Raw genomic sequence first — 25,457 nt, 5'->3', positions numbered from 1 at the left:
AGGGCACATTAGCCGCGCATGTCGCCCTTCTCAGCGAAGTTGATCTGGAAATCGAATGCGGTCTTCAGATCGTGCGGGGTGTGGACGAACTTGTTCGCCTTCGCGCGCTCAAAGTACTCCTCCAGCATCGGACGGTAATCCGGGTGTGCCACGGCGATTACCTTCTCCACGCGCTCACGCGGTGCGAGACCACGCAAGTCAGCGACACCGTACTCGGTGATGATGACCATGGTGTCGTGCTCGGTGTGGTCAGTGTGGGAAACGAAAGGAACAATCGCGGAGATTGCGCCGTCCTTTGCCACAGACGGGGAAACGAACGTGGTGATGTAACCGTTGCGGGTGAAGTCACCGGAGCCGCCGGTGCCGTTCATGATGCGGGAGCCGCCAACGTTGGTGGAGTTGATGTTGCCGTAAATATCGGCCTCAATCATGCCGTTGGAGGAGATAAGACCCACGCGGCGGATAACCTCCGGGTGGTTGGAGACCTGCTGCGGACGCAGGATGATGTGCTTGCGGTAGCGCTCTGCCTCAGCGTTCATCTTCTCTGCGTATTCCGGGGAAAGTGCAAAGGAGGTAGCGGAAGCGACAGTCATCTTGCCGACGTCGATAAGGTCAAGCATGCCGTCCTGGATGACCTCAGTGTATGCCTGAATGTTTTCAAACTTGGACTCCAGCAGGCCTGCCATCACAGCGTTAGGGACATTACCCACGCCGGACTGCATGATGAACTTGTCATACTCCAGGCGTCCAGCTGCAACCTCGCCCTCGAGGAACTCGATGAAGTTAGCGGCGATCTTCTCGGAAACCTCATCCGGAGCCTTAAATGGCGCGTTGCGGTCCGGAGCGTTGGTCTCAACGACTGCGACGACCTTTTCGGTCGGCAGCTCAATGTACGGGGTACCAATGCGGTCATCAACCTTGGTGATCGGGATTGGCTGGCGGTTAGGCAGCTTCTCGATCTTGTAAATGTCGTGCATGCCCTCGAGGTTCTCGGACTGCCAGGTGTTTACCTCGAGAATAATCTTGTCTGCAGCCTCGATGTATTCCAGGTTATTGCCCACTGCAGAAGACGGGATGATGTTGCCGTCTTCCAAGATGCGGACAACCTCGATGATTGCGACCTGGAAGTCACCGTAGAAGCCCTCTTCAACCTGCTGGCCAGAGTGGGACAGGTGGATGTCCTGGTAAAGAATCTCACCGGCGTTTGCCTTGTTACGCAGAATCGGATCGGAGTTGTACGGGGAGCGGAAGCGCAGAGCGTCTGCCTCCGCCAGAACACCGTCACAGTCCGGAGCGGTGGAAGCACCGGAGAAGAGATCGATCTTGAATTCTTCGCCAGCTGCGTGTGCAGCCTTAGCCTTTTCAGCGATGGCGGTCGGCAGCGCCTTTGGATAGCCAGCTCCGGTGAAGCCGGAGATTCCGACGCGGTCACCGTTGTTGACAAACTTTGCAGCCTCGTCAGCCGAAACAACGAGGTCCTTAAATGGCGCGTATGCGATCCTATCGGACAAGGTAAATCCTCCTTTTTATACGGGAAAAGACCTAGGTAACGGTCCACCCCTGCGAGTTACATGCACCACATTAGCGAACTTGTTGAGGTTTTACCGAAATCTTCGCAAACTTACACACCCCCGTCACACCGTCTTCCACAACTTGCCACCCAACCTGCTAAAAGAGCACAATTGGCTGCGTGAATCTTGCAATCGGAAAAATCGAGCTCAACTCCCCCGTTGTCCTAGCCCCTATGGCGGGCGTGACCAACGTGGCTTTCCGCACGCTCTGCCGCGAACAAGAAATAGAGAAAACAGGCACCGTCTCAGGCCTGTATGTGTGCGAAATGGTGACGGCGCGCGCCCTCGTGGAGCGCAATGAAAAGACCATGCACATGACCACCTTTGGGCCGGAAGAAAACCCCCGTTCATTGCAGCTGTATACCGTCGATCCGGAGTACACATACAAAGCAGCCAAGATGATTGTGGACGAGAACTTGGCAGACCACATCGACATGAACTTCGGCTGCCCCGTACCTAAGGTGACCCGTCGTGGTGGCGGCTCCGCCCTGCCCTACAAACGCCGCCTCTTCGGCAACATTATCGCAGCAGCGGTAAAGGCAACTGAAGGAACCGACATCCCGGTTACCGTAAAGATGCGCGTGGGCATCGATGACGAGCACCATACGCACCTCGACGCCGGCCGTATCGCCGTCGAGGAAGGTGCAGCCGCGGTTGCACTCCACGGACGCACTGCCGCGCAGCGCTACTCGGGTCATGCCGATTGGAACGAGATCGCACGCCTGAAGGAACATCTCGCCGACTCGGGCATTCCCGTGCTTGGCAACGGCGACATCTTCAAGGCCACCGATGCGCGCGCGATGATGGAGCAGACAGGCTGCGACGGCGTCGTCGTCGGTCGCGGCTGCTTGGGCCGCCCGTGGCTCTTTGCAGAACTATCCGCCGAGCTGCGCGGCGAGCCCATCCCGGCAGAGCCGACACTGGGCGAAGTAACGAAGACTATGATTCGCCACGCAGAGTTACTTGCACAGCACGACGGCGAGCGCCAGGCAAGCCGCGATATCCGCAAGCACGTGGGTTGGTACCTGCGTGGATTCCCAGTCGGCGGCGAGGTTCGCTCGGGCCTGGCGCGCGTCGAATCCGTGGATAACCTGCGGGAACTATTGGCACCGTGGGCTAATTCGCAGGCGCTTGCCGACGACGCGGATGGCGCCCGTGGGCGTCAAGGCTCACCCGCCAAGGTGGTCCTTCCGGAAGGTTGGCTGGACGACCCAGAGGACGCTACCGTGCCGGAGGGCGCGGAAATCATGCACTCCGGTGGATAAATAAAACCTTAACGAGCGCTAGACCAAAAATTGGTCTATTATTTTCGACATGCGTACCGCTTATCGCGAACACCTCGACGACTTCTCACATGACCTCATCATCATGCGAGACATCGTCCACACCATCATGACCAAAGCCTCCGAAGCCCTTCTAGAATCCGAACTCCAGTCGGCCGAGGAGTCCCTGTCGCTGCGCGATGACCTCGACGAGGTTCGCACTCGCTGCGAGGAACGCGCAGTGCTACTCCTCGCCCTCGAAAACCCCATGGCCAAGGATCTTCGCCAGGTAGTTTCCTCCATCTACATCGTCGAGGATCTCTACCGCATGGGCCGCCTGGCGCAGCACGTCGCCTCCGCCGCGCGGCGCCGCCACCCCGAGTCCGTCCTCCCTGCTGACTGCATCGGCTACTTCGAGGAGCTCTACCGACTCGTCGCTGACATGAGTAAAATGCTCCGCGAAATCCTCGTTACGCCGGATCCCGACACCGCATTGAAGATGGCTTCTGAGGATGACGCTGTCGACGACATAAACCACTATCTCCTCTCCTACTTAACGCAACGAGAGTGGAAAGCAAGCGTGCGCGAAGCAGTTGAAACCGCACAAATGACGCGCTACTACGAGCGCTTCGCGGACCACTGCGTCGCTGTGGCAGGCCGCATCATTTACCTGTCCACAGGCTTGGCGCCAGAGGAATACATGGCCAAGCTAAGCGAGGAGGAGCGGGATAAGGAATTCGAATCCCGCATGGCCGAATTGGAGCGTCAGTTCCGCCGCTAAAAGCAATAACCCGACTAGACCTTTTCAAGCCGCAAATGGAGAGGATAAGTCGGGTTTCTGCGTTTTGCACATAAATTATCTACGCAAGTCTAAATACACTTCAGGATTCGGTATCACGCAATCCGGGGAATAAAAGGGGCCCTCGCATTCCGCAGCAATATAGCCGCAGGAGTGCGAGAGCCCCACTCATTCACAGGAACGAGCAAGAAGTGAGACTGGTGTCTTTAGCCGAAGCGACCGGAGATGTAGTCCTCGGTGTCCTTCTTGGATGGATTCTTGAAGATGGTGGTGGTGTCATCGAACTCTACGAGGTGGCCCGGCTTACCGGTCGCCTCGAGGGAGAAGAAACCGGTCTTGTCAGAGACACGAGCTGCCTGCTGCATGTTGTGGGTAACGATAACGATGGTGAAGTTTTCCTTCAGCTCGTGGATGAGGTCCTCCACCGCCAGGGTGGAAATTGGGTCAAGTGCGGAGCAAGGCTCATCCATGAGGAGAACCTCTGGCTCGACTGCAATCGCACGAGCGATGCACAGACGCTGCTGCTGACCACCGGAGAGGCCGCCGCCCGGCTTGTCCAGACGGTCCTTAACCTCGTCCCAGAGGTTTGCGCCACGCAGGGATTTCTCAGCGACTTCCTTCAGCTTCTTTTTGTTCTTCTCGCCAGACAGACGCAGGCCAGCCACGACGTTGTCCTCGATGGACATGGTTGGGAATGGGTTCGCCTTCTGGAACACCATGCCGATGGTGTTGCGAACGGAAACTGGGTCAACCTTCGGGCCGTAGATGTTCTGGCCGTCGAGAAGAATTTCACCCTTCACGGATGCACCTGGGATGACCTCGTGCATGCGGTTGAGGGTACGCAGAACGGTGGACTTGCCACAGCCAGAAGGGCCAATGAATGCGGTGACTGCCTGTGCTGGGATCTGCATGTTGACGTTCTGTACGGCGTGGAAGTCACCGTAGTAGATGTTCACGTCATTGAGCTCAAGCTTTGACATTGAAAGATACTCCTGTTGAGAGGTTTTAAGTGGGACGGCGTTTTACTTCTTGACGGAGAACTTCGCAGAAATGATGCGAGCTCCAATGTTGAGGATTGCGATGATGAGGACCAGGGTGAGCGCAGCGCCCCACAGTTTGTCCAGAACAGCCGGCTGTGCACCGGACTTGTACATGTCGAGCATCATCAGCGGCAAGGAGGACATAGCGCCGTCCATTGCATCCCAGTTGATGGAAGAGGTGGAACCCACCAAGACCAGAACCGGAGCGGATTCACCCATAACACGGGCCACAGCCAGCATGATGCCGGTGACGATGCCGGAGAGGGCGGTCGGCAGAACGATTCGCGCAATGGTCTTCCACTTTGGAACGCCCAGGGCGTAAGAGGCCTCACGCAGGTCCATTGGGACCACACGGAGCATTTCCTCGGTGTTGCGGACGACGATTGGAATCATCAGCAGAACCAAAGAAAGTGCCACAGCCATACCGGAGCGCTCGAAGCCGAAGAGAGTAATCCACATTGCGAAGACGAACAGTGCAGCAACGATGGAAGGAACACCAGAGAGGATGTCCACCATGAAGGTGGTCAGGCGGCTAAGCAGGCCACCGCGGGAGTACTCCACCAGATAGATAGCGGTGAAGATTCCGATTGGTACGGAGATAAGCGTCGCGAGAATCGTCTGCACGAAAGTACCGATAATGGCGTGTAGTGCACCACCACCAGCTTCGGTGTCGAGGATTCCGCGCTGGGAAAGGGTCCACCACTCGGGGGTGAGGATGGCACCAGCACCGCGGGAGAAGAGCTCCCACAGAACCCAGACGAGCGGAATCATAGCCAGAATCATCGTGGCCCACACGATGATGGTGGCGACGTTGTTGGCAGTCTTGCGGCCTGCAGAGATATCGAGGAAGACAGAACCGGAATTCTGAGGCAGAGTCTTTACTGGAGTAGACATTGTTTTCTTCCTCCTACTTGTTCTTCACGATGGAACGGGCAATGGCGTTGACCACGAAGGTCAGGAAGAACAGCATGAGACCGGCCGCGATGTATGCACCTGCACGCATCTCGTTACCGAACTCGGAAGCTGCTAGAGCAATCGCCGTTGCGAAGGTAGTACCTCCGTCGAAGAGCGAGAAGCGGAAGTCAATCAGCGGGGAGACAACCATGTACAGAGCCATGGTCTCACCCAGTGCACGGCCCAGACCCAGCATGGAGCCTGCGATGTAGCCGGACATACCGAATGGCAGAACGGTCATGCGGATAACTTCCCACCGGGTCGCGCCGAGTGCCAAAGCGGACTCGATCTGGCCCGGAGGCGTCTGGACAAAGACCTCACGTGCGGTAGCAGCGATAATCGGCAGAATCATCACTGCCAGCACGATGCCACCGGTAAAGATGTTGCGGCCGGTAGTGAAGGACGGCGAGTTGTCGTACGTCGTGAAGAGGAAGAAGCCACCAGCCCAAGAGTGCAGCCAGGTGTAGAAACCGGACAAAGCTGGGCCGAGCACCTGCCAGCCCCACAGACCGTAAACAATCGAAGGAACTGCTGCGAGCATGTCAACGAGGAAGCCCAGTGGCTTAACCGCGCGTGCCGGAGCGTAGTTGGAAAGGAAGATGGCGATACCGAGTGCAATCGGCATGGCAATCAACAAAGCCACGACGGAGATGAGGATCGTCGATCCGAACATGGTCGGGATACCGAACTTCATTGCGTCGGTGTCGTTGGTTTCCCAACGCTGACCGTAGGTAAAGAATCCCAGGAATCCGCCCTCATTGACGTTGAGCGCAGGAACTGCGCGCCAAATCAGGAAGGCAGCGATAGCCGCAATCATCACCGTGATGAGCGTTGCGGAAGCAGTGGAGAGGAACTCAAAGACGCGGTCGCCGGGGCGCTTTACGCCCGCGCCGGTAGCAACGGAAGCTACCTCAGGACCGTCAGTGCCGAGTGCAGGCTGGGACGTTGTGATTACGTCCTGCTCATCGACCGGCGCCGTGGTGAGATTGTTGTCTGCCATGAGACTACGAAATCCTTTTCAACGGAAAGTTTGGAAATTATAAGACATACCGCAGCCCCCAAAGGCGCTCAGTGGAACGGATTTGGGGGCAAGCAGTGTATGGGCCCAGAGGATTACTGGATTGCTTCGACCGCAGCCTTCAGGCGGTCAAGGTGGTCGCCGGCGACTGGGATGAAGCCAGCAGCCTCGAGGTCAGCGTTCTGGTTCTCCAGAACGGTGTTCATGAAGGCCTTCACCAGAGCGGAGGTCTCCTCATCGTAACCAGCGGAGCAAACGATGTTGTAGGTGGTGAGGATGAGTGGGTAAGCACCAGCGGTGTCGGAACCGAAGAGAGCCTCGGAGTCAACAACCATGTTGTGCTCGGAGCCGGTCTCCTTGAATGCCAGGTTGTCGAGTGCAACGCCGACGGACTCGTTGGAGAGCTCTACAGGGCCGTTGCCGAAGTCGATCTTGGCAATCTTAACGCCGTCGCCTTCCTTCTGGTGTGCGTAGCCAGCCTCAACGTAGGTGATTGCACCCTCGATGGAAGCAACCTGGTCAGCAACACCGGAGGAGCCGTTTGCGCCCTCACCGACAGCGTCTGGGAACTGCTTGCCCTCGTCGTCCCAGTTACCGGTAGCGGTCTTCAGGAACTTCTGGAAGTTGTCAGAGGTACCAGACTCGTCAGAACGGAAGATGACGGTGATGTCGGTGTCAGGAAGCTCGGTTCCCTCGTTGGCAGCCTTAATCTCTTTGTCGTTCCACTTGGTGATCTCGCCCTTGAAGATCTTTGCCAGGGTCTCGGTCTTCAGGTTGACCTCGGTGTCACCCAGGTTATAAGCGATAGCAACTGGGCCGATGGTGGTTGGCAGGTGCCATGCGTCGTTGCCCTCGCAACGCTCCTTGGCAGCCTCAACCTCACCCTTGTCTTCCTTCAGAGCGGAGTCGGAACCAGCAAAGTCAACGGTGCCGTTGGTGAAGGCCTCAACACCCGCGCCGGAACCGGAAGAGGTGTAAGAGAAGTTAGCGTCTGGGTAGTCAGCCAGGAATGCCTTCTCAAAGACGGACATTGCGCTCTTCTGGGAAGAAGCACCCTCGCCGGTGAGGTCACCGGAGACCTCAGAGCCGCCCTCAGAGCCGGAGCCGGACTCAGAGCAGGCGACGAGGCCGGTGGAAGTTGCGGCGATGATGCCGAAGATTGCAGCAGTGCGCTTGAAGTTGCGGGTCACGGGGAAACCTTTCAACGAAGAACAGAGATTGTTAGTCCGAGGAAACCGCACTTCGCATTGGCATTTCGCGAAAGAGCTGAAAGATGATTACCAACACCGCGGTTAACTCACGGGATGTAAAGCTAACCGGAGCGGGTTAACCGCAGTAGTAGTTTCAGGTGAACAAAAAGTGAACATGTCCCCAATCCGCGTGAGGCTAATCACGATCCGAATAGACGGAATGGTCTTCAATAACTTCGAAGCCCAAACGTTCATACGCCCTCACGGCCGGCTCGTTATCCGCCTCAACATAGAGAATTACCCGCTCAGCTCCCTTTTCCACCATGCGGTGAAGGCCGTCGTGGAGCAATGGACCGCCTAGCTTTTGACCGCGATAAGCCTCCGAAAGACCGATCACGTAGACCTCACCAAACTCAGGAGTTTCTTCTGTGTGCCATTTGGTCCAGTGGAATCCGACCATCGTTGGAGCACCCTGAGGTGAGGTTTTCTCCTCATCCCACATGAATTGGACGTCCGCCGGATCGAACCAATCCGCCTCCATTCCACGGTGCAAGCGCTCAAGATCCCAGCCACCTTGCTCGGGGTGCCACGAGAATGCCTCGTTGTTGGCGCGCACCCATTCCTGTTCCGCCCAGTCCTTGCCCCACCGCTGAACGGAATCGGTGTAGTTAAGGTGGGTAAAGGGGGCGTCGTCAAGCGCGGCGTGCTTGGCCAGGTTCTGCCCGTTTACCTCCATCACCAGCAGCTGTCGCACCAGGTGCAGATCGTTGCGGGCCGCCAACGCGCGTGCTGCCGGCAGGTTTCCGTGCGCCCAGAACTGGGCGTGCGGCTGGGCGGCGCGAACGTGTTCAATGAGGTCCTGGCCCAGGCCGTGCCCGCGATGAGAGGGGTGAACAAAAAGCTCCACATCCTGCCCGGCCACAGCGGCGATACCGACTACCTGCTCGCCTTCCTTGGCGAGGTAATGCTGGTGTTCCAAGCGCGCATCGCTCAGGCCAAGCAGGAACTGCTCGGACAAGGGCGCGATGCCATCTGCCCGGCGCGCTTGCTCGGCACCAGCGCGTACCTTGTCTGCGAGATCGGCGTCTTGGGTGAGATTCAGGGATTCGATATTCATGCCCACCAGGGTACGTGCGGTAAGAATAGAGGGGTGACTGTTCTCCAAATCAACCGCCATATTGTCCGCCTTGGTGTCGTCGCCTTGGTGGGCGGCATCGCTTGGCTTAGCGACTCCGCAGTGGCCATGCACGCTGAGCACACAGTGGCTCAGGAATCGAAGGCGGTCTCGCGCCTGGAGAACACTCCCGACGTCTATATTGGCGGCATCCCTTATACATTGGCTGCGCTAACCAAGGAGATTCCTTATCTCGAGGTGCAGTCGCTCGACGTCGAGGTACCCAAGCTCGGCATGGTCAACGCCTCAACCACAATGCGTGACATCACCATCACGCCGCAGCAGGTTTTCAGCGGCAAGTTTGAGGGCGCACCAGTATCCACGTACACGCGCGGTATCAGCCTCGACGGCGTAGCGCTCGGACGTTTGTTAGGGATTACGGATCTCTCGATTGCCAACCCCGACAACATCTCCCCCATCGGAGGCACCGCGGCAGAGGCTGAGCTGACGGGCACGCTGCCGGGCGATACGAAGAAGTCCACCGCTAAGGTGGCGCTACGCTTGGTCGGCGAGCAGTTCCACATGAACGTCTACGACACCGAAGACCCGCGCCTTATCAAGGCCTTTACCCTCCAGTTCGATACCCGCGAGCTGCCACTTCCTGCACAGGCGACGTCCGTCAAGCTCCACGGCGGCTCGATCACCTTCGAGGTCCAACGCCGCAACATCAAGCTCAAGTCCACGCAGCTGTCCCCTCTCGAAATAGAGGGCTCAGAGGAGAAGGCCGTTAAGGACGCCGAGCAAAAGGCGGAGGACACTGCGGAGAAGGTTAACGAGGGCAGCTAGCCCTGGGGGTGGCTCGCGGACTAGCGACTCGGTTGCCTGGCAGCGCCTACTTGATGCGAATCAAGTCGCGCAGAATCTCTCGCACGCTCCGCTCGTGGGGCGGGCGCGGCTGCAGGGGCGCGAAGACCTCAATGGCATCTGCCACCGATTCGAGGTGCACCTCGGTGAACTTGCCCACGGACTCGCCGTCGGCTTGGAAGCGCTTCGGAGTTGGCGTCTCCAAATCAACCGATTGTGCATCATCGAACTGCAGCGCACGCGCCTGGGTGATCTTGGACAGCATGCGCCGACGGTCCACGCCCATCAGGTGCAGCATGCCCACTAGGCATGGATGCCGCCCAAGTCAGACACTCCAAATAGCCCCAGGCCCGCGTCGAAGGAGTTGCGCGGGTTGGTCACCACGGGAAGCGGGCCCAGGAACGTCCACGGGTTGGTATTCGAGGTAAACATCAGCGGAACCTTGTGCGCGGTGAATTGCTCGCCTGCCCGGCTGACGGCGTGCACGGAAATCTCCGGTGGGATGACGCGCGCCCGCAGGTAAGCCTGCGCGGAAACCGCGAGGTAGCGCAGCGGCGTGGCCGAAAAGCCCATCTCTCGTGCGCGATCGACTCGGGCAAGAACGTCGGCGTCCAAACCAAAACCAGCGTTGACCGCAAACCAACGGTCGTTCCACGTACCCAGGTGAATCTTGCGGCGGGTGTCGCGCTCCATGAGGCGAGCCAAGACGTGGGCCGCCTCCACCGGGGTATTGGGAATTCCCAGTGCACGCACAAAGACGTTCGCGGAACCGGTGGGGACTACGCCGAGGACAGGAAGCTCTTCAGGTCGCGGACGGTCCTTTCGGTCAGCCGGCCCCAACAGGCCGTTGACCACCTCGTTAACGGTCCCGTCGCCGCCAAAGACCACGATGGCGTCGAAATCAGTGCGTGTCATTCCGCGCACGATCTCCTCCGCATGCCCCGCGTAATGGGTGAACTGCATGCGCATGTGAGCGCCTTCGACGTCGCGAAGCAGCGGAATGACCTGCCGGAACAAGGCATCGCTCTGAGAAGTCGAGTTCGGATTCGAAATTGCTAGTACTCGCACAGCGAACCAGCCTAGTGGTTGTTGACCTACATAGACGACTAGGCTGGTGCGTCATGAGCGAAAATAGCAACGAAAATAGCCCCCAGAAGATCAACGGCAACGACGCCGTAAACCACGCCGCGGAGGCGTGGAAAGACGCAGCTTCCCGCAATATCCCTGCAGTAGACATCGTGGAGAACCCACTCGCGCAAGAGACCGCTAACCTGCGCCAGGGTCCTTCCCTGCACGACGGCCTGCTGGCTCTCCTTCCCCTCGTGGGCGTGTGGCAGGGCGAAGGCCAAGCACATGACACCACCGGCGAGCAGTACAGCTTTGGCCAGCAGCTCATCGTGAGCCACGACGGCGAAAATTACCTCACCTTTAGCTCCCGCACCTGGCGCATCAATTCCGTAGGCAAGCCAAGCGGCGCGGATATCCGTGAAAGCGGCTTCTGGCGCATCTCGCTCAAGGACGAGATCGAAATGACCTACACCTCCTCCAACGGCATCGTGGAAATCTTCTACGGCGAGCCTTTCAACGAGCGTGCATGGCAGCTGGAATCCGCCTCCACCATGGTCACGGAGACGGGCCCGAAGAACTTTGGCCCGGGCAAGCGCATGTACGGCTTGATGCCGAACAACAACCTCGGCTGGGTTGACGAGCGCATGGTCGACGGCGAGATGCGCCCTTACATGTCCGCTGAGCTCACCCGCGTGGCAGGCTAACGCGCCAGAGCAGCATCCAAGAGGTCCCGGATTTCCGCAGCGTTATCTGGGGCCTTTAGCTTTGTCCCATCAAGGTTGGTCACACGCACAGCGGTACGTACCGAGGAGACCAACCACACAGAGTCAGAGCGCTCCAGGTATCCAGGGGTGATCTCCTTGGCCTTGCAGCGATAGCCCTTTTCCGTGGCGTACTCGAAAAGCGCGGCCTGGGTAGTGCCCGGCAGGATTCCCTTGCCCGCCGGGGTACGCAGCTTGTCACCGCGTACCGCCACGACTGTCGACGTCGCGCCCTCCAGCACCAAGCCCGTCTCCGGGTCGGTGAAGATCACGTCCTCAAAGCCCTTGCCTCGCGCCAGGCGCAGCGTGGCCATTGTGGCCGCGTAGTTCAGGGTCTTGGCGGGAAGCTCCTCAGCCACCTGCCACAACCGCGGGGTGGTCATGACCTTCACTCCCTTGGCACGCTGCTCAATAATCTTGGCGTCGATGGGCTGCACCACTACCCACGCGGTGGGGTGTCCGGTCGAGGCGCGCCCGCGGGTATAGGTCCAGGTGCACTTGGCCTCGCCTTGGCCATCAGGCCCGAAATAGTCGGCGATAGCCAGGTTGGTGGCCTCTTCCCACTTCTCCAACTGTGGCTCGGGGAGCTCGAGAGCCAGCGCCGAGTTAATAAATCGTTGGCCATGGCGCGCGAGGTTCGCGGCCTTGCCATCGCGGATAAGCAGAGACTCAAAGATTCCGTCTCCCCGGGTAACTGCGGCGTCATCCCAATAGACGAGCGGCAACGACGGCAAATGCTTGCGCACCGAGCCGCCATAAGGCTCAACAACGTAGATGACCGGCTCTTTTCGAGGCGTGAACTCCATATTTTTCATTATGCCCTACCATCGGAACCCGTGAGTTATTCTTCGCCACTTCTTCAGCGCCCCGGCGCATCAGAAATCCAAGACGCCACGCTTATCGATGCCGTCGGTATCGCCTGGCACTATGGCGATCCGCTCGTGGAGCAGCGATCAGTAGAGACCGGTTCCGCAATTGTGGACCGATCCCAGCGCCGCGTCATCAAAGTTGCGGGACCTGAAGCCGCAACGTTCCTAAACAATCTGCTTTCGCAGAAGCTAGACGACGTCTCATCTGGCTTCCACGCCGGCGCACTCGACCTCGATATACAGGGCCACGTACTCCACCAGATAGACCTCTCCCGTGTCGAGGATGCCTTCTATCTCGACGTGCCTGCAGCGCAGTTCGATTCGCTGCTGAGCTTTTTGACCAAGATGATCTTCTGGTCCCAGGTAACCGTGGAAGAGGCGGATCTAGCCGTGGTGACTGTGCTGGGCGGAGAGCTTCCCGCACCGGCTGATGCGGTACTTTCCCGGGAGGTCGTCTGGCGCGGGCCCCATCGCACCGACCACCTGATTCCGCGCTCGCGCCTCGCTGAGGCCGTGGCAGAGCTGGAGGCAGCCGGCGGAACCCTCGTGGGGTTGATGGCATTTACCGCGGAGCGCGTGCGCGCGTTGGAACCTGAGCTCGCCGCGGACTTGGACGACAAAGCAATCGCGCATGAGGTACCGCACTGGATTCGCCGCTCGCAGGGACCGGCCTTTGTGCACTTGGACAAGGGTTGCTACCGCGGGCAGGAAACCGTGGCCCGCGTGGAGAACCTCGGCCGTTCCCCGCGCTTGCTGGTGATGCTTTACCTCGATGGCTCGGCTCCGAACCGGCCTGCGATTGGTGACGAGGTAACACTGGGCGGGCGCCGTGTGGGGCGACTGGGCACCATTGTCGATGACTGCGACTATGGCCCGATTGCCCTGGCATTGATCAAGCGTTCCGCGCTCACGGGCGGAACGCTAACGATCGGCGACGTTGCCGCGTCTGTGGAAGAGGACTCCTTGCCTACCGACGAAGGGTCCAAGGCTGGGCGCGCGGCCGTGGAAAAGCTGCGTGGCCGCTAACTCAATGGCCGAAAGAGGCGAGTTATACCACTACTTTTGCAATAACTAGGGGGTGGTTCGGAATTTTTTCGTCACACAGGCTATTGTGTCTAACAGGAAGATTCACTTTTAGATTTAAGCCGATGGGGCGTCCAAGAATCCCTGGAACGCCCTACTCACCTCAAGGGGGTCATGCACATGGGACGCGGACGCGCAAAGGCAAAGCAGACCAAAGTTGCACGCCAGCTGAAGTACAATTCGCCCGAAATGGATCTGGATTCGCTCCAGCGGGAGCTCGCCTCCCAAAACCCGAATAACTCCCACGATTATGAGGACGAAGATCCTTATGCCGACTACGTCGACGAGTGGGACGAAGACGACCAAGACGACGAGGGCAAGCGCTAAGGCGCTTTCCTTTTCGCCGCTGGAACTCCAGCTGTAGGCCGCAGCCGCTTCGCGCGGTTGCGGCCTTTTGCTTTTGGCCGCTGTCCGGCTCTTTCCCGCGTTGCCCTGCTCTTACCCGCACTGTCCTGCTCTTCACGGCCTCTTCCCTGGTCTGCCTGAGCCGCCCCTGCTCTTCCCTCGACCTTCCCTCGGCCTTCCCTCGGCCTTCCCTCGGCCGGCATTTCCAAATGGTGAGGAACAAATGGTGAGGTGAGGCGTCACCCGCCCCAGGAGCTCACTGCAGTCACAGTGATTACAGTGCAACCTCACCATTTGGAGCCACACTAGGCTCCGACTGCATTTGGCTGCCGCGGGACAGACGCCCCAAATGGCAAACCACAAACGGCCTCCCCTCCTCCACCGCGATGTGGCAGAGACTGGAAGGCCGAAAGCAGAAGTGGTTGGACGGGCTTAGAAGTTCGGGTGCTCACCATTCATGATGACGCGAGCTTCACCCTCGCCAGCAGCGCGAATGGTGCCCAACTCCCAGGCATCCACGTGGCGGGCAGCCATCATGGCCATAGCGCGCTCGCGGTCCTCCGGGGAGACAACCGCAATCATGCCAACGCCCATGTTGAAGGTCTTCTCCATCTCTTCGAGGGAAACCTTGCCCACGGAGGAGATGGTCTTGAAAATCTGGCCTGGGGTCCACGTAGAGCGGTTGACCTCAGCGGTCAGGCCCTCAGGGATAACGCGCTCCAAGTTGCCAGCCAGACCACCGCCAGTGACGTGGCAGAAGGTGGAAACGTTGCACTCAGCGGTCAGCGCCAGGCAGTCCTTGGCGTAAATGCGGGTCGGCTCAAGCAGCTCCTCGCCCAGGGTACGGCCAAGCTCTTCGATGTGACCGTCAAGAGGCAGGCCAGCCTGCTCCAGCAGGACGTAACGAGCCAAGGAGTAGCCGTTAGAGTGCAGACCAGAGGAAGCCATGGCGATGAGGACGTCTCCGTCGCGGACCTTGTCCGGGCCCAGGATGGAGTCCGCCTCAACAACGCCGACTGCAGTTGCGGAAACGTCGTACTCCTCCGGATCCATTACGCCCGGGTGCTCAGCGGTCTCGCCACCGAGGAGCGCAGCGCCAGCCTGGACGCAGCCCTCAGCGATACCCTTCACGATCTCCGCGACCTTCTCCGGCACGACCTTGCCCACAGCGATGTAGTCCTGCAGGAACAGCGGCTCAGCGCCACAGACCACGAGGTCATCCACACACATTGCCACGAGGTCGATGCCGATGGTGTCGTGCTTGTCCATGGCCTGCGCCACAGCCAGCTTGGTGCCCACGCCGTCGGAACCCGCGGCCAGGACCGGCTCCTTGTAATCGCCCAGCTTGAACAGGCCGGCGAAACCGCCGAGACCGCCCATGACCTCCGGGCGGGAGGCACGCTTTGCGTGCGGGGCAAACAGGGTAACGGCACGGTCGCCTTCTTCGATGCTGACGCCTGCTGCGGCGTAAGTGTTCTCGCTCATTGTTGAGTCCTTCAAGTCTTTTAAGATTCAGAGCCGAGCAAGGAGCGCACGGCCTCAGCGTTCGGGTTGCCGGCCGGGAGGCCGAGTGGGTAGACACCGTCAAAGCAAGCGGTGCACAGCTCGTGTTGCGGCTGTTCGGTCGCGGCGACCATCTCCTCAATGGAGACGAAGCCGAGGGAGTCCGCACCGATGGCGTCGCAGATAGTCTTGCAGACTACTTCCGGGTCATCAGACGGGTTGGCGTTAGCGATGAGCTCGCCCGGGGAGGCGAAGTCAATGCCGTAGAAGCACGGCCACTTCACCGGTGGCGAGGCGATGCGCACGTGCACCTCGGCAGCGCCTGCCTCACGCAGCATGCGGATGAGCGCACGCTGGGTGTTGCCTCGGACGATGGAGTCATCCACCACCACGAGGCTCTTGCCTTCGATGACCTCGCGCAACGGGTTCAGTTTCAGACGGATGCCCAGCTGGCGCAGGGTCTGTGTGGGCTGAATGAAGGTGCGACCAACGTACGCATTCTTCACCAGGCCGTGCGCGAAGGTGATGCCGGACTCGCGGGCATAGCCCACGGCCGCCGGGTTACCAGACTCAGGCACAGGAATGACTAGGTCCGCATCTGGGGCCGGGTATTGCCGCGCTAGACGACGCCCAATTTCCACACGCGTCGCGTTCACCGAACGGCCCTTGATGTCGGTATCAGGACGTGCCAGGTAGACGTACTCGAAGACGCAACCGTGGTGAGTTGGCTCCGCGAACTTCTCCGATCGGATACCCGCCTCGTTGATGGAGATGAGCTCGCCCGGTTCAATCTCGCGGATGAACTGCGCGCCGACGATGTCGAGCGCACAAGTCTCCGAAGCCACGACCCAGCCCTTTGGCAAACGGCCCAGCACCAGCGGGCGCACGCCGTGCGGGTCGCGCGCAGCGTAGAGAGTGTGGCCATCAGTAAAGGTCAGGCAGAATGCACCTTTAACACGAGGGAGCAGGGCGCGCGCCGATTCAAAGACGCTAACGTCCTCACTCACGCCGTCGGCAAGCAGCATGGACAAGCACATGGAGTCAGAAACCGACTCTTCATGCGGCTTAATGAGCCCTCGCTCGATTGCCTCAGCGCGCAGCTCAAGGTAGTTGACTAGGTTGCCGTTGTGGCCCAGCGCGATATCGACGCCGCTCGGCGAGGTGCCGAACATGGGCTGCACGTTGGACCATTCCTTACCGCCCGCAGTGGAGTAGCGCGTGTGTCCCACGGCGACGTTGCCCTGCAGGGACGCGAGGATGGATTCATCAAAGATGTTGGCCACGAGGCCCATGTCTTTGAATACGACGATGCTGTCATCATCACCCACAGCGATACCGGCAGCCTCCTGGCCGCGGTGCTGCAGTGCAAACAGACCGAAGTAGGTCAACTTCGAGACTTCTTCGCCCGGGGCCCAGACGCCAAAGACGCCGCATTCCTCGCGCGGTTCGGTCTCGCTGTGATCATCGAGATTGGCGATATGGGGAGTTAGTTCAGCTACCACGGCTGCAATCCTAGTCGTTGTGGGCAGGAGAAACTAACGGAATGATGGGCAGCCATCCAGCGATTTCCCCTGAGCGCGAGCCAGAGGCATCCACCTGAGCTGCGCTAACGGCATCCTCCCAGCTGAGCAAGCCTGTAGCCAGCTGCAACCATGTCAAAGCGTCGGTCTCCACCACATTGGGTGGTGTGCCGCGGGTATGACGGGGACCCTCGATGCACTGGACTGCCACGAATGGGGGCACCCGCAGTTCCACCGAGTGCCCCGGCGCGTCGGCTTCGAGGGTGCGGGCGGTGCGACGGACGGCGTCGGCAAGCAATGCCCTACCTGGTTTTTCCACCTCATCGGGGTGTTTTATCCAGTCTTGGACCGCCACCACGGCAGCGCGCGTGGCCGCTGGGTCTACCTTATTTTTCATGCGCTAATTCGGCCTCCCTGATAACTTTCTATGCATGTCACTTACCCTTCCGGAACAAGAGAATACTGAAACCGGGAAGTCGCCATCGATCACGCTTCGATTCATGGCTGCTCCAACGGATATGACCATCGCTGGCGCGCAGGGCATTGGCGGCGGCCGCGTCCTGGAGTGGATCGATAAGGCCGCGTACGCATGCGCGGTGCAGTGGTCCGGAATGTACTGCGTGACCGCCTATGTGGGACACATTCACTTCACTCGCCCGATCCCTTCGGGCCACCTGGTAGAGGTGCGCTCGCGCATCGCAATGACGGGCCGTTCTTCGATGCACATCGTGAACGAGGTGCTATCTGCCGATCCGCGCGACGGCATCTTCACCCGCGCGTGCGACTGCCTGGTCATCTTCGTGGCCAAGGACCCGGAAACCGGCAAGTCCACCCCAGTTCCTTCCTTTGAACCTTCCTCCGACGATCACCGCCGCGTGTGGGAAGCCGCGGAATCCCGCATTGAGCTGCGCAAGGCCATCGAGGAAGAGATGGAGAAGCAGACTTATGACGGGCCTTCCGACGCCCCGCGCATGATCAACCGCTTCCTGGCCAAGCCGACCGACGTCAACTGGGGCGGCAAGGTCCACGGCGGCACGGCAATGGAGTGGATCGATGAGGCGGGCGCTGCCTGCACCATGGAGTGGTCCGGCGAGCACACCGTGGCAGTCTACGCCGGCGGCATTCGCTTCTACCGCCCGATTTCCATCGGTGACCTCATCGAGGTCGACGCCCGCATGATGCGAACCGACGCCCGCTCAATGCAGATGTCCATTCACGTGCGCTCGGGCAACCCACGCGGCGGACGCCAGAACTTGGAGACCGCCATCCACGCCACGGTATCCTACATGGCGATGGACGCGGACTGGCAGCCGATTGCAGCACGCCAGTTCACGCCGAAGACGGCCGAAGACAAGGCGCTGTGGGAGCACGCCGGCATTCTGCGTAACCTGCGCGGACAGTACTCCCCGAAGCCTCTCGTGGTGGCACCGCAGCACCAGCACCTAGACTAGCCATGCGGTGAGCCCAGCTAGGTTTTGATTAGCTGAGCGACTCAACGGCGGCCGCCACGTGCAGCTTGTCGACGTCCTTGGCCTTGCGTAGTTCGAGCGTCCACGCACGGTCGTGCGCGCTGGCAAAGAGCGCAGTGGCCGCGGGAAGAATGACCGGCTTGTAGAAGTCGGCTTGGACGCGGACGGCTTCGGGGAGCCGCCCCTCCAGCGCGGTGAGCATCGAGGCATGCGTGTACATGCCGTGGGCAATGGTATTGGGGAAGCCAAAGAGCTTGGCACCCGCCCGTGAGGTGTGAATCGGGTTCTTATCGCCGGACGCTTCCGCATAGACCTTGGTGGACTCGGTGCTAAAGCGCAGGGTCGAAACGGGGTTCGTTCCGGCAGCTGGGGCCTGCGGCTGCGGCAGGAAGCGGGTGGCTTCTGGGCGGGATGCAACTACTTCTGGGGTGGAGGAAGAGAACTTAGCGCCAGGGCCTAGGAAGGCGGAGGTCTGCTGCCAGACCAACACGCCCTCGACGTAGATGGACGTAATCATGTCCAGGACCAAACCCTTGCGGTGCGGGCGGAGGTTTTCCGCGTGGACATCGATGGTGAACGTGTCCTCAACATGGAGGGGGCGGAACTGTTCAATCTTGTTGGACAGGTGCACGATACCCATCGCCGGGAATGGGAAACCCGGTGAGTCCATTACCTTCACCGCTAAGGGGAAGGCCAGGGCGTAGGGGTAGGTCACTGGCGCTTCGTTGCCAAGGCGGAATCCCACTGCCGGGCAGTAGCGGGCGAGGTGGACGGGATCGATGCAGACGTCATCAACACGGAAGGCGGTTGCCGGGTCATCGATTGTGCGTTTGGGTTTCAGGCCCGGCACCATGGCGGGAACCGCTTTGGTCACCTGCTTGCGGTAGAGCTCGCTGAGCTCCGGAACGGCGGGCAGGTTCACTACGTTGAGCGCAGTCATTTAGGCTCCCATCATGTTCTGGCCGCAGACGCGGACGGTATTGCCGGAAACGGCCGCGGAGGAGGCGGCCGCGAAGTAAGCCACAGTCTCAGCGACGTCGACAGGCTGACCGCCCTGTTGCAGCGAGTTGATGCGGCGGCCAATCTCGCGCGGGCCGGTAGGCATGGCGGCGGTCATCGCGGTCTCGATGAAGCCAGGGGCCACCGCGTTAATAGTGGAACCGGACTCGGCGAGGAGCGGTTGGAGGGCGTCGACAAGCCCGATGACGCCCGCCTTGGTGGTGGCGTAGTTGGTCTGGCCGCGGTTGCCAGAAATACCCGCCATGGAGGACACGCCCACAACGGCTGCGCCCGAGGCGAGGTCACCATTTTCGATGAGCTCCTCGGTGATGCGCACCGGTGCCAGGAGGTTGACGGCCAACACTGCATCCCACTGGCCTTCGTTCATGTTGGCCAGCAGCTTGTCGCGAGTGATGCCGGCGTTGTGGACGATAACGTCGATGGCGCGGCCGTAGCGATCCTGCGCATGCTTGGCGATGGCCGCGGCGGCACCGGCATCCGTGACGTCGAGCGGCAGCGCCGTGCCCTTCACCTTGTTGGCAGTGGCGCTGAGGTGCTCGCTGGCGCCCGGAATATCGATGCAAATAATGTCTGCGCCATCGCGAGCGAGGACCTCCGCGATGGTGGCTCCGATGCCGCGCGCAGCGCCCGTGACCACGGCTAAACGGCCAGCCAATGGGGCGGACCAATCATGGTCCTCGCCGCTAGAACCAGCCTTGACGCGCACCACCTGGCCGTCCACAAACGCAGATTTGCCAGAGAGGAAGAAGCGCACGGTGGACTCCACCTCAGCGGTGGCTGCTGGGTCGACCCACACCAGATTTACGGTGCCGCCCTTCCGCATTTCTTTTGCGAGGGAGCGCGTGAAACCTTCGAGGGCACGGGCCGCAATGCGGGCGTCGACGGTATCGGCGGCCTCCGGGGTGGTGCCGATGACCAGCAGGCGCGCGTTGGCGGTGAGGTTGCGCAGCTGCGGGTGGAAGAAGTCGTAGAGCTCGCGCAGCTGTTCCGGCTTGTGGATCTCGGTAGCATCGAAGACGAGCGCAGCGCGCTTGGACCCCGCAGTCACGGACAGCAGCTGATAGTCCACCGCTAAATGCGAGTTAAGAAATGCGGCGATGCGTCCCTCCCCTGCTGCGCCGATGACAACCGGGCCGTCGAGAGCTGGCTCGCCGGGGGTGAAGCGGCGCAATGGATACCCCTGCGGCACGCCTGCCTTGGCCGCGACAGGGGAGTTGATCAGTTTCTCGGCGAAGTTAATTTTTGGCATTTCAATTCCTTCCCTTAACAAGGTTGCAAGCCTTTATGAAGTAGCTTGCAAGTTTAGTTAATTAAGTGATAGAACTAACAATATCATTCAGCCTGTGATGTAGAGCATTTGAGTGAAAACTTTTCCTAGCACGTTCCTAGCAAGGATTTCCCACCAAGGAGTCGCAATGACCACCACTTCGCACCGCGTAGCAATCCTAGGCGGCAACCGCATCCCGTTCGCTCGTTCCAACAAGGAATACGCGCATGCCTCCAACCAAGACATGCTGACGAGCGCGCTCGACGGCCTCGTCGCTCGCTATGGACTGCACGACGAGCGCCTAGGACTCGTCGCCGCCGGCGCAGTTCTCAAGCACTCCCGCGATTTCAACCTCACCCGTGAGGTGGTCCTGGGTTCTGCGCTCGACTCCACTACCCCAGCCATCGACCTCCAGCAGGCATGCTGCACCTCGCTGGCAGCGGCCATCCACGTCGGTGACGCCATCGCCCGGGGCCGCATCAGCTCCGGCATCGCGGGTGGCACCGACACCACCTCGGACGCACCGCTCGCCGTCAACGACTCTCTGCGCCGGACCCTCATTAACCTCTCCCGCACCAAGACCGTGGCCCAGCGTGCACAGCTCATTGGCTCCATTCGCCCGGGACAGCTGGCGCCCGAGCAGCCCCAGAACGGCGAGCCACGCACCGGCCTTTCCATGGGTGACCATGCAGCCATCACCGCCCGCGAGTTGAAGGTCACCCGCGCCGACCAAGACCAGCTGGCGTTGGAGTCCCACCAGAAGCTACACCAGGCCTGGGAAGAGGGCTTTTTTACTGACCTGACCACCGGCTACTTGGGCGTCAACCGCGACACCAACCTGCGCGCGGACTCCACCTTGGAAAAGCTCGGACAACTCAAGCCAGTCTTCGGCAAGCGCGACGCCCAACAGCACGGCACCCAGGCCACGATGACTGCAGGCAACTCCACGCCGCTTACCGATGGCGCCTCGGTGGCGCTGCTTGGCAACGAGGACTGGGCCGCACAGCATAACCTCGAACCGCTTGCTTACCTGGTGGACTCCGAGACCGCTGCAGTGGACTTCATCCACGGCGGCGACGGCCTGCTTATGGCACCGACCTACGCGGTTCCTCGCCTGCTTGAGCGCAACGGCCTCAGCCTGCAGGACTTCGACTTCTATGAGGTCCACGAGGCATTTGCCTCCCAGGTACTAGCCACGCTGACCGCCTGGGAAGACGAGACCTACTGCCGCGAGCGCCTCGGACTGCCCGGCGCGCTCGGCCCCATCGACCGCACCAAGCTCAACGTAAAGGGCTCCTCCCTGGCAGCGGGCCACCCGTTCGCCGCAACCGGCACCCGCATCCTGGCCACCACCGCCAAGATTCTGGAAGAAAACGGCGGCGGCCGCGCTCTGATTTCCATCTGCGCAGCCGGCGGCCAGGGCGTGGCTGCCATCGTCGAGCACTAGAACACCAACGAGACCACCTGCCCAAACTCCCCAATCAATTAAGGAAACCCATCATGGCACTCACCAAGACTCTGAGCAGAGACTCCAACAAGGAACAAAACCCTGGCCGCGGCGACGGCCGTTCTGCACCAGCCCAAGCCGAGCCGCGCAGCCCAGGCCGCCTGCCCACCACTCCGAAGCCTTCCGTGGCCACCGAGCTGGGAGCGCTTCTCGACGGCCCACACGCCTCTTTCCGCCACGAGTTGCGCGAATTCATCGACGATCCAAGCCTCTTCCCACGTCCTGAGCTCTCGGTTGCCGAGCAGCGCGAGCACACCTTTAACAACCTTACAAAGGTCCGCGACTTCGGCGGCTTCCAGAAGGGACTGCGCCGCGACTATGGCGGTCCGGGCAAGCCGATTCTTTCCACCTTCACTCTGGAAGGCCTGGCATGGGCCGACGGCTCCCTGGCCATCAAGTCCGGCGTGCAGTGGGGCCTGTGGGGAGGCGCACTCGACCAGCTGGGCACCGAACGCCACCTCGAATGGGTAGAAAAGGCAAGCAGCCTTGAACTACCTGGTTGCTTCGCCATGACCGAGCGCGGTCACGGTTCTGACGTCCAGTCCCTGGAGACTACCGCTACCTATGATCCGGAGACTGATGAGTTCATCATCAACACTCCAAAGGACACCGCGGTAAAGAACTACATCGGCAACGCCGCAAAGGACGGCCGCGCCGCAGTGGTCTTTACACAGCTCTACACCCCGGGCAGCGATGGCCGCAGCCACGGCGTGCACGCCATCATCGTGCCGATTCGCGACGAAGAGGGTAACTCCCTGCCGGGTGTCACCGTGGGCGACCACGGCCACAAGGGCGGCCTGGTCGGCGTAGACAACGGCACATTGCGCTTCGACAATGTCCGGGTCCCCCGCGTGAACCTGCTCAACCGCTTCGCCGATGTCGACGAGAAAGGCAAGTACACCTCCCCTATTGAGAACCCCAACGCCCGCTTTTTCACCATGCTGGGCACGCTCATCCGCGGCCGCATGGGCGTGGCGGGCGCCGCCGGTGCCGCGACTGAAGCCTCGTTGGATATTGCGCTGCGCTACGCCAACCGACGTCGCCAGTTCGAAGGCGCAACCGGTTCCGAAAAGCGTCTCATCGATCACCGCCAGCACCGCCGCCGCCTGCTCATCCCGCTCGCACGTACCTATGCGCTGCACCTGCTACACAATCAGATCCTGGAGCGCTACCAGGAAATGAACGACCAGCAGGAGTCCGGCACATGGTCCGTGACCACCCCGGATGAGGAGCAGAAGTTCGCCTCCCGCGAGATGGAGTCCCTCGCCGGCGCCATCAAAGCAGCGCAAACCCAGCACGCCATCCGCACCATTCAAGAATGCCGTGAGGCCTGCGGCGGCGCCGGCTACATGTCGGAGAACCGCCTGACCACCTACCGTGCCGACTCCGATGTCTTCGCCACCTTCGAGGGCGACAACACCGTCCTCATCCAGATGGTGGGCAAGAATCTACTCACGGCATATGGCCGCGCGATGAACGACATGTCCCCATGGGACACCGTGCGTTACGCCGCGACGACCGCCACCGAAGTGGTCCGCCGCCGCACCGGCTTCACCACTCGCTTGCAGGGGCTGGTGGACTTGGTGAACCCGAATGAGGCATCGCTTTTCGACGCCGTGTACCAGGCCAAGCTCATCGACGATCGCGCCCAGTCCGTGCTCCTCTCCCTCGTGCGCCGCATCCAGCCAGCCCGCAAGGCGGATAAGGTGCAGGCGGCCGCCATCGTGGACAAGTGCCAGGACCACCTCATCGCGGCTGGTTGGGCCCGCGTGGATACCCTGCTGGTCCAGGCCATGATCGAAGCAGAGGAGCGCCTGGAAGAGGGTTCGCTGGCGCGCCAGGTATTCGAGCAGCTACGTCACCTGTTCGTTCTGTCCACGCTGGTCGAGCACGCCGGCTGGTATCAGGAGCACAACCTGCTTCCCGCAGGCCGTATGAAGGCTGCTCGCGCCGCCATCAACGACCTCGTCGATTCCCTGGCGCCCTGGTCGGTGGTCTTGGTAGACGCTTTCGGCCTGCCTTCCGAGGTATCCAACATTCCGATGCTCACCGAGACAGGCGTAGACCCGCTTCGCCACTAACTAAAGCGCCGCACCACTAGTTAGGCCGCAACGACCATCCAGACAGCGACCATGTGTACAACGGCGGCGGCGATAGTCGCCGTGTGAAAGTGCTCGTGGTAGCCGTACCACCGGGCGTTGCGGCCTGGCCATTTAAAGCCATAGGCCAACGCGCCCACGGAATAGATGACGCCGCCTGCGAACAGCAGCCACACCACAGCGGGCCCCGCCTCAGTCCACAACATTGGAATCAAAGGCAACACCAACCATCCCAAGGTCAGGTACACCACCACATCGAGCCAGCGTGGGTGGTCAATCCACACCAGATTCAGGATGACGCCCATAATTGCACCAACCCACGCTATGCCCAGTATCCAAGCAGCCTGGACCGGCTCAAGCACAATCGCACAGAGCGGCGTATAGGTGGCAGCAATAAACACCGCGATGGTGGCATGGTCAGCGCGCCGCCACCATCGCACCGCCCGCGCGGTGGGCCATGGCCAACGGTGATAGAGGGCCGAAACGCCGAAGAGCCCCACCACCCCAACGCCATAGACGGTCACTGCAAGCGCCTGGTCCCACGAGATGCTCATCCACGCAAACGTAATTAAGACAGTGGAGGCAATCACGGAAGCAATAGCCGCGAAGAGATGACCCCACCCACGCGTTAGTGGGCGTTCGCCGCGGTCTGCCACGAAATAGCGGCGCTCAATGAGTTTTTCTAAAGCGCCGTTTTCGCATTTTTCGTCGGGGGTCGTGACCCTATGTTGGATCGCCATCAAGAAAGCCTTACTTTGGGAATCTATTTAGCCTCAACACTAAACTTACGTTTCCGTAACTATACGGGCCTAGCCTCAGGGGTTCAAGGGGATCTCCAACAATGCTCTGCTCCCCGGTGGTGACCAGCCACGCCCGAGCTTCTATCTCTTGCCAGGTGTACAGGGCGGCCAAGAGCGCATAAACCGGATGACCCAGGAGCTGTCTCCACTGACCAGGGCGCGCACTCCTTCGGCTGGTTCGAGCAACAGATGAAGATCAGCTGAGCACAGACCATCGCTCGCTCTGAGGCTCCCACACCGGTTGGGTCCCCGTCTTTGGGTCCCATTGGTTGGGTCCTATTGCGAGTGAAGTTTTGTGTTTTGGGATGAAAAAGGCTCCCTTTGCTAGCAAAGG

Annotated in this window: 22 protein-coding genes and 1 pseudogene; 9 read left to right on the top strand and 14 right to left on the bottom strand. The window is 60.4% G+C overall.

The window, feature by feature from the left end; all coding sequences use genetic code 11:
* Positions 1-8: 8 nt before the first annotated feature.
* On the bottom strand, positions 9-1,511 hold the full coding sequence (gene scpC, locus HMPREF0308_RS10335) for a succinyl-CoA:acetate CoA-transferase ScpC (RefSeq protein ID WP_005531380.1): 1,503 nt from the start codon (positions 1,509-1,511) through the stop codon (positions 9-11).
* Positions 1,512-1,690: 179 nt separating this feature from the next.
* Here scpC and dusB point away from each other — a divergent pair, with 179 nt between their 5' ends.
* Together dusB and phoU are read left to right on the top strand one after the other, a co-directional pair.
* Entirely contained in the window at positions 1,691-2,836 is a 1,146-nt protein-coding gene (gene dusB, locus HMPREF0308_RS10330; protein ID WP_005531378.1) for a tRNA dihydrouridine synthase DusB, read from the top strand.
* 49 nt (positions 2,837-2,885) lie between these two features.
* Positions 2,886-3,614 (top strand): phosphate signaling complex protein PhoU, encoded by a 729-nt coding sequence (phoU, locus tag HMPREF0308_RS10325; protein ID WP_005531377.1) that lies wholly within the window; start codon positions 2,886-2,888, stop codon positions 3,612-3,614.
* Between the two features lie 224 nt (positions 3,615-3,838).
* Here phoU and pstB read toward each other — a convergent pair whose 3' ends face one another.
* The 5 genes from pstB to mshD form a co-directional block, all read right to left on the bottom strand.
* Positions 3,839-4,612, bottom strand: a complete 774-nt coding sequence (gene pstB / locus HMPREF0308_RS10320; RefSeq protein WP_005531374.1) for a phosphate ABC transporter ATP-binding protein PstB — start codon at positions 4,610-4,612, stop codon at positions 3,839-3,841.
* 42 nt (positions 4,613-4,654) lie between these two features.
* Positions 4,655-5,566 (bottom strand): phosphate ABC transporter permease PstA, encoded by a 912-nt coding sequence (pstA, locus tag HMPREF0308_RS10315; protein WP_005531373.1) that lies wholly within the window; start codon positions 5,564-5,566, stop codon positions 4,655-4,657.
* Between the two features lie 13 nt (positions 5,567-5,579).
* Positions 5,580-6,626 (bottom strand): phosphate ABC transporter permease subunit PstC, encoded by a 1,047-nt coding sequence (gene pstC / locus HMPREF0308_RS10310; RefSeq protein ID WP_005531370.1) that lies wholly within the window; start codon positions 6,624-6,626, stop codon positions 5,580-5,582.
* Positions 6,627-6,739: 113 nt separating this feature from the next.
* A complete protein-coding gene (pstS, locus tag HMPREF0308_RS10305) occupies positions 6,740-7,834 on the bottom strand; it encodes a phosphate ABC transporter substrate-binding protein PstS (protein ID WP_005531368.1) in 1,095 nt (364 codons plus the stop codon).
* A 196-nt stretch (positions 7,835-8,030) separates the two neighbouring features.
* A complete protein-coding gene (gene mshD, locus HMPREF0308_RS10300; protein WP_034657467.1) occupies positions 8,031-8,951 on the bottom strand; it encodes a mycothiol synthase in 921 nt (306 codons plus the stop codon).
* Positions 8,952-8,984: 33 nt separating this feature from the next.
* Between mshD and HMPREF0308_RS10295 the strand changes: the two genes are divergently transcribed.
* Positions 8,985-9,794 (top strand): LmeA family phospholipid-binding protein, encoded by an 810-nt coding sequence (locus HMPREF0308_RS10295; RefSeq protein ID WP_005531363.1) that lies wholly within the window; start codon positions 8,985-8,987, stop codon positions 9,792-9,794.
* A gap of 46 nt (positions 9,795-9,840) precedes the next feature.
* On the opposite strand, the pseudogene HMPREF0308_RS10290 reads toward HMPREF0308_RS10295, so the two are convergent.
* Positions 9,841-10,880 (bottom strand): annotated as a pseudogene (locus HMPREF0308_RS10290) (diacylglycerol/lipid kinase family protein).
* Positions 10,881-10,933: 53 nt separating this feature from the next.
* On the opposite strand from HMPREF0308_RS10290, the gene HMPREF0308_RS10285 reads away from it, so the two are divergent.
* The gene (locus tag HMPREF0308_RS10285) at positions 10,934-11,584 is read left to right on the top strand and encodes a heme-binding beta-barrel domain-containing protein (protein ID WP_005531357.1); all 651 of its coding nucleotides are present in this window, start codon (positions 10,934-10,936) and stop codon (positions 11,582-11,584) included.
* On the opposite strand, the gene HMPREF0308_RS10280 is transcribed toward HMPREF0308_RS10285, so the two are convergent.
* The gene (locus HMPREF0308_RS10280) at positions 11,581-12,447 is read right to left on the bottom strand and encodes an aminodeoxychorismate lyase (protein WP_236251973.1); all 867 of its coding nucleotides are present in this window, start codon (positions 12,445-12,447) and stop codon (positions 11,581-11,583) included. The two genes, HMPREF0308_RS10285 and HMPREF0308_RS10280, sit on opposite strands and share 4 nt — an antisense overlap.
* Before the next feature lie 30 nt (positions 12,448-12,477).
* On the opposite strand from HMPREF0308_RS10280, the gene ygfZ reads away from it, so the two are divergent.
* Positions 12,478-13,536 (top strand): CAF17-like 4Fe-4S cluster assembly/insertion protein YgfZ, encoded by a 1,059-nt coding sequence (ygfZ, locus tag HMPREF0308_RS10275; RefSeq protein ID WP_005531353.1) that lies wholly within the window; start codon positions 12,478-12,480, stop codon positions 13,534-13,536.
* A gap of 177 nt (positions 13,537-13,713) precedes the next feature.
* On the top strand, positions 13,714-13,920 hold the full coding sequence (locus tag HMPREF0308_RS10270) for a DUF3073 domain-containing protein (protein ID WP_034657466.1): 207 nt from the start codon (positions 13,714-13,716) through the stop codon (positions 13,918-13,920).
* Between the two features lie 450 nt (positions 13,921-14,370).
* On the opposite strand, the gene purM is transcribed toward HMPREF0308_RS10270, so the two are convergent.
* Genes purM through HMPREF0308_RS10255 form a run of 3 tightly spaced genes read right to left on the bottom strand, consistent with a single transcriptional unit; the run spans position 14,371 to position 17,358 of the window.
* Entirely contained in the window at positions 14,371-15,423 is a 1,053-nt protein-coding gene (purM, locus tag HMPREF0308_RS10265; protein ID WP_005531349.1) for a phosphoribosylformylglycinamidine cyclo-ligase, read from the bottom strand.
* A 20-nt stretch (positions 15,424-15,443) separates the two neighbouring features.
* Positions 15,444-16,943, bottom strand: a complete 1,500-nt coding sequence (gene purF / locus HMPREF0308_RS10260) for an amidophosphoribosyltransferase (protein WP_005531347.1) — start codon at positions 16,941-16,943, stop codon at positions 15,444-15,446.
* Between the two features lie 10 nt (positions 16,944-16,953).
* Positions 16,954-17,358 carry a sterol carrier family protein gene (locus HMPREF0308_RS10255; protein WP_005531345.1) on the bottom strand — a complete coding sequence of 135 codons (405 nt, stop codon included), beginning with the start codon at positions 17,356-17,358 and terminating at the stop codon, positions 16,954-16,956.
* Between the two features lie 103 nt (positions 17,359-17,461).
* Between HMPREF0308_RS10255 and HMPREF0308_RS10250 the strand changes: the two genes are divergently transcribed.
* Positions 17,462-18,412 carry an acyl-CoA thioesterase gene (locus HMPREF0308_RS10250; protein ID WP_236081438.1) on the top strand — a complete coding sequence of 317 codons (951 nt, stop codon included), beginning with the start codon at positions 17,462-17,464 and terminating at the stop codon, positions 18,410-18,412.
* A 28-nt stretch (positions 18,413-18,440) separates the two neighbouring features.
* Here the strand turns inward: HMPREF0308_RS10250 and HMPREF0308_RS10245 are convergent, their stop codons facing one another.
* Both HMPREF0308_RS10245 and HMPREF0308_RS10240 read right to left on the bottom strand, forming a co-directional pair.
* Positions 18,441-19,370, bottom strand: a complete 930-nt coding sequence (locus HMPREF0308_RS10245; protein ID WP_005531341.1) for a MaoC/PaaZ C-terminal domain-containing protein — start codon at positions 19,368-19,370, stop codon at positions 18,441-18,443.
* On the bottom strand, positions 19,371-20,699 hold the full coding sequence (locus HMPREF0308_RS10240; protein WP_005531339.1) for a 3-oxoacyl-ACP reductase: 1,329 nt from the start codon (positions 20,697-20,699) through the stop codon (positions 19,371-19,373). It lies immediately after the preceding gene.
* Between the two features lie 166 nt (positions 20,700-20,865).
* Between HMPREF0308_RS10240 and HMPREF0308_RS10235 the strand changes: the two genes are divergently transcribed.
* Complete coding sequence (locus HMPREF0308_RS10235) at positions 20,866-22,164, top strand: acetyl-CoA C-acetyltransferase (protein ID WP_005531337.1); 1,299 nt, start codon at positions 20,866-20,868, stop codon at positions 22,162-22,164.
* A gap of 53 nt (positions 22,165-22,217) precedes the next feature.
* Entirely contained in the window at positions 22,218-24,305 is a 2,088-nt protein-coding gene (locus HMPREF0308_RS10230) for an acyl-CoA dehydrogenase family protein (RefSeq protein ID WP_005531336.1), read from the top strand.
* A 20-nt stretch (positions 24,306-24,325) separates the two neighbouring features.
* Here the strand turns inward: HMPREF0308_RS10230 and trhA are convergent, their stop codons facing one another.
* Positions 24,326-25,063: a PAQR family membrane homeostasis protein TrhA gene (trhA, locus tag HMPREF0308_RS10225; protein ID WP_005531334.1), complete on the bottom strand. Its 738-nt coding sequence runs from the start codon at positions 25,061-25,063 to the stop codon at positions 24,326-24,328.
* Positions 25,064-25,457 lie beyond the last annotated feature (394 nt).

This window comes from Corynebacterium striatum ATCC 6940, assembly GCF_000159135.1.
GTDB classification, from domain to species: Bacteria; Actinomycetota; Actinomycetes; order Mycobacteriales; family Mycobacteriaceae; genus Corynebacterium; species Corynebacterium striatum.
This window is presented reverse-complemented; position numbering and strand designations above follow the sequence as displayed.

What these genes read in the sequence shown, in the direction of transcription:
- HMPREF0308_RS10245 (WP_005531341.1), bottom strand. Translation starts at nt 19,370, where the DNA reads ATGACTGCGCTCAACGTAGTGAACCTGCCCGCCGTTCCGGAGCTCAGC.
- phoU (WP_005531377.1), top strand. Translation starts at nt 2,886, where the DNA reads ATGCGTACCGCTTATCGCGAACACCTCGACGACTTCTCACATGACCTC.
- HMPREF0308_RS10280 (WP_236251973.1), bottom strand. Translation starts at nt 12,447, where the DNA reads ATGGAGTTCACGCCTCGAAAAGAGCCGGTCATCTACGTTGTTGAGCCT.
- HMPREF0308_RS10255 (WP_005531345.1), bottom strand. Translation starts at nt 17,358, where the DNA reads ATGAAAAATAAGGTAGACCCAGCGGCCACGCGCGCTGCCGTGGTGGCG.
- HMPREF0308_RS10250 (WP_236081438.1), top strand. Translation starts at nt 17,462, where the DNA reads ATGGCTGCTCCAACGGATATGACCATCGCTGGCGCGCAGGGCATTGGC.
- mshD (WP_034657467.1), bottom strand. Translation starts at nt 8,951, where the DNA reads ATGAATATCGAATCCCTGAATCTCACCCAAGACGCCGATCTCGCAGAC.
- HMPREF0308_RS10270 (WP_034657466.1), top strand. Translation starts at nt 13,714, where the DNA reads ATGGGACGCGGACGCGCAAAGGCAAAGCAGACCAAAGTTGCACGCCAG.
- HMPREF0308_RS10285 (WP_005531357.1), top strand. Translation starts at nt 10,934, where the DNA reads ATGAGCGAAAATAGCAACGAAAATAGCCCCCAGAAGATCAACGGCAAC.
- trhA (WP_005531334.1), bottom strand. Translation starts at nt 25,063, where the DNA reads ATGGCGATCCAACATAGGGTCACGACCCCCGACGAAAAATGCGAAAAC.
- pstA (WP_005531373.1), bottom strand. Translation starts at nt 5,566, where the DNA reads ATGTCTACTCCAGTAAAGACTCTGCCTCAGAATTCCGGTTCTGTCTTC.
- pstC (WP_005531370.1), bottom strand. Translation starts at nt 6,626, where the DNA reads ATGGCAGACAACAATCTCACCACGGCGCCGGTCGATGAGCAGGACGTA.
- HMPREF0308_RS10230 (WP_005531336.1), top strand. Translation starts at nt 22,218, where the DNA reads ATGGCACTCACCAAGACTCTGAGCAGAGACTCCAACAAGGAACAAAAC.
- HMPREF0308_RS10240 (WP_005531339.1), bottom strand. Translation starts at nt 20,699, where the DNA reads ATGCCAAAAATTAACTTCGCCGAGAAACTGATCAACTCCCCTGTCGCG.
- purM (WP_005531349.1), bottom strand. Translation starts at nt 15,423, where the DNA reads ATGAGCGAGAACACTTACGCCGCAGCAGGCGTCAGCATCGAAGAAGGC.
- HMPREF0308_RS10235 (WP_005531337.1), top strand. Translation starts at nt 20,866, where the DNA reads ATGACCACCACTTCGCACCGCGTAGCAATCCTAGGCGGCAACCGCATC.
- pstB (WP_005531374.1), bottom strand. Translation starts at nt 4,612, where the DNA reads ATGTCAAAGCTTGAGCTCAATGACGTGAACATCTACTACGGTGACTTC.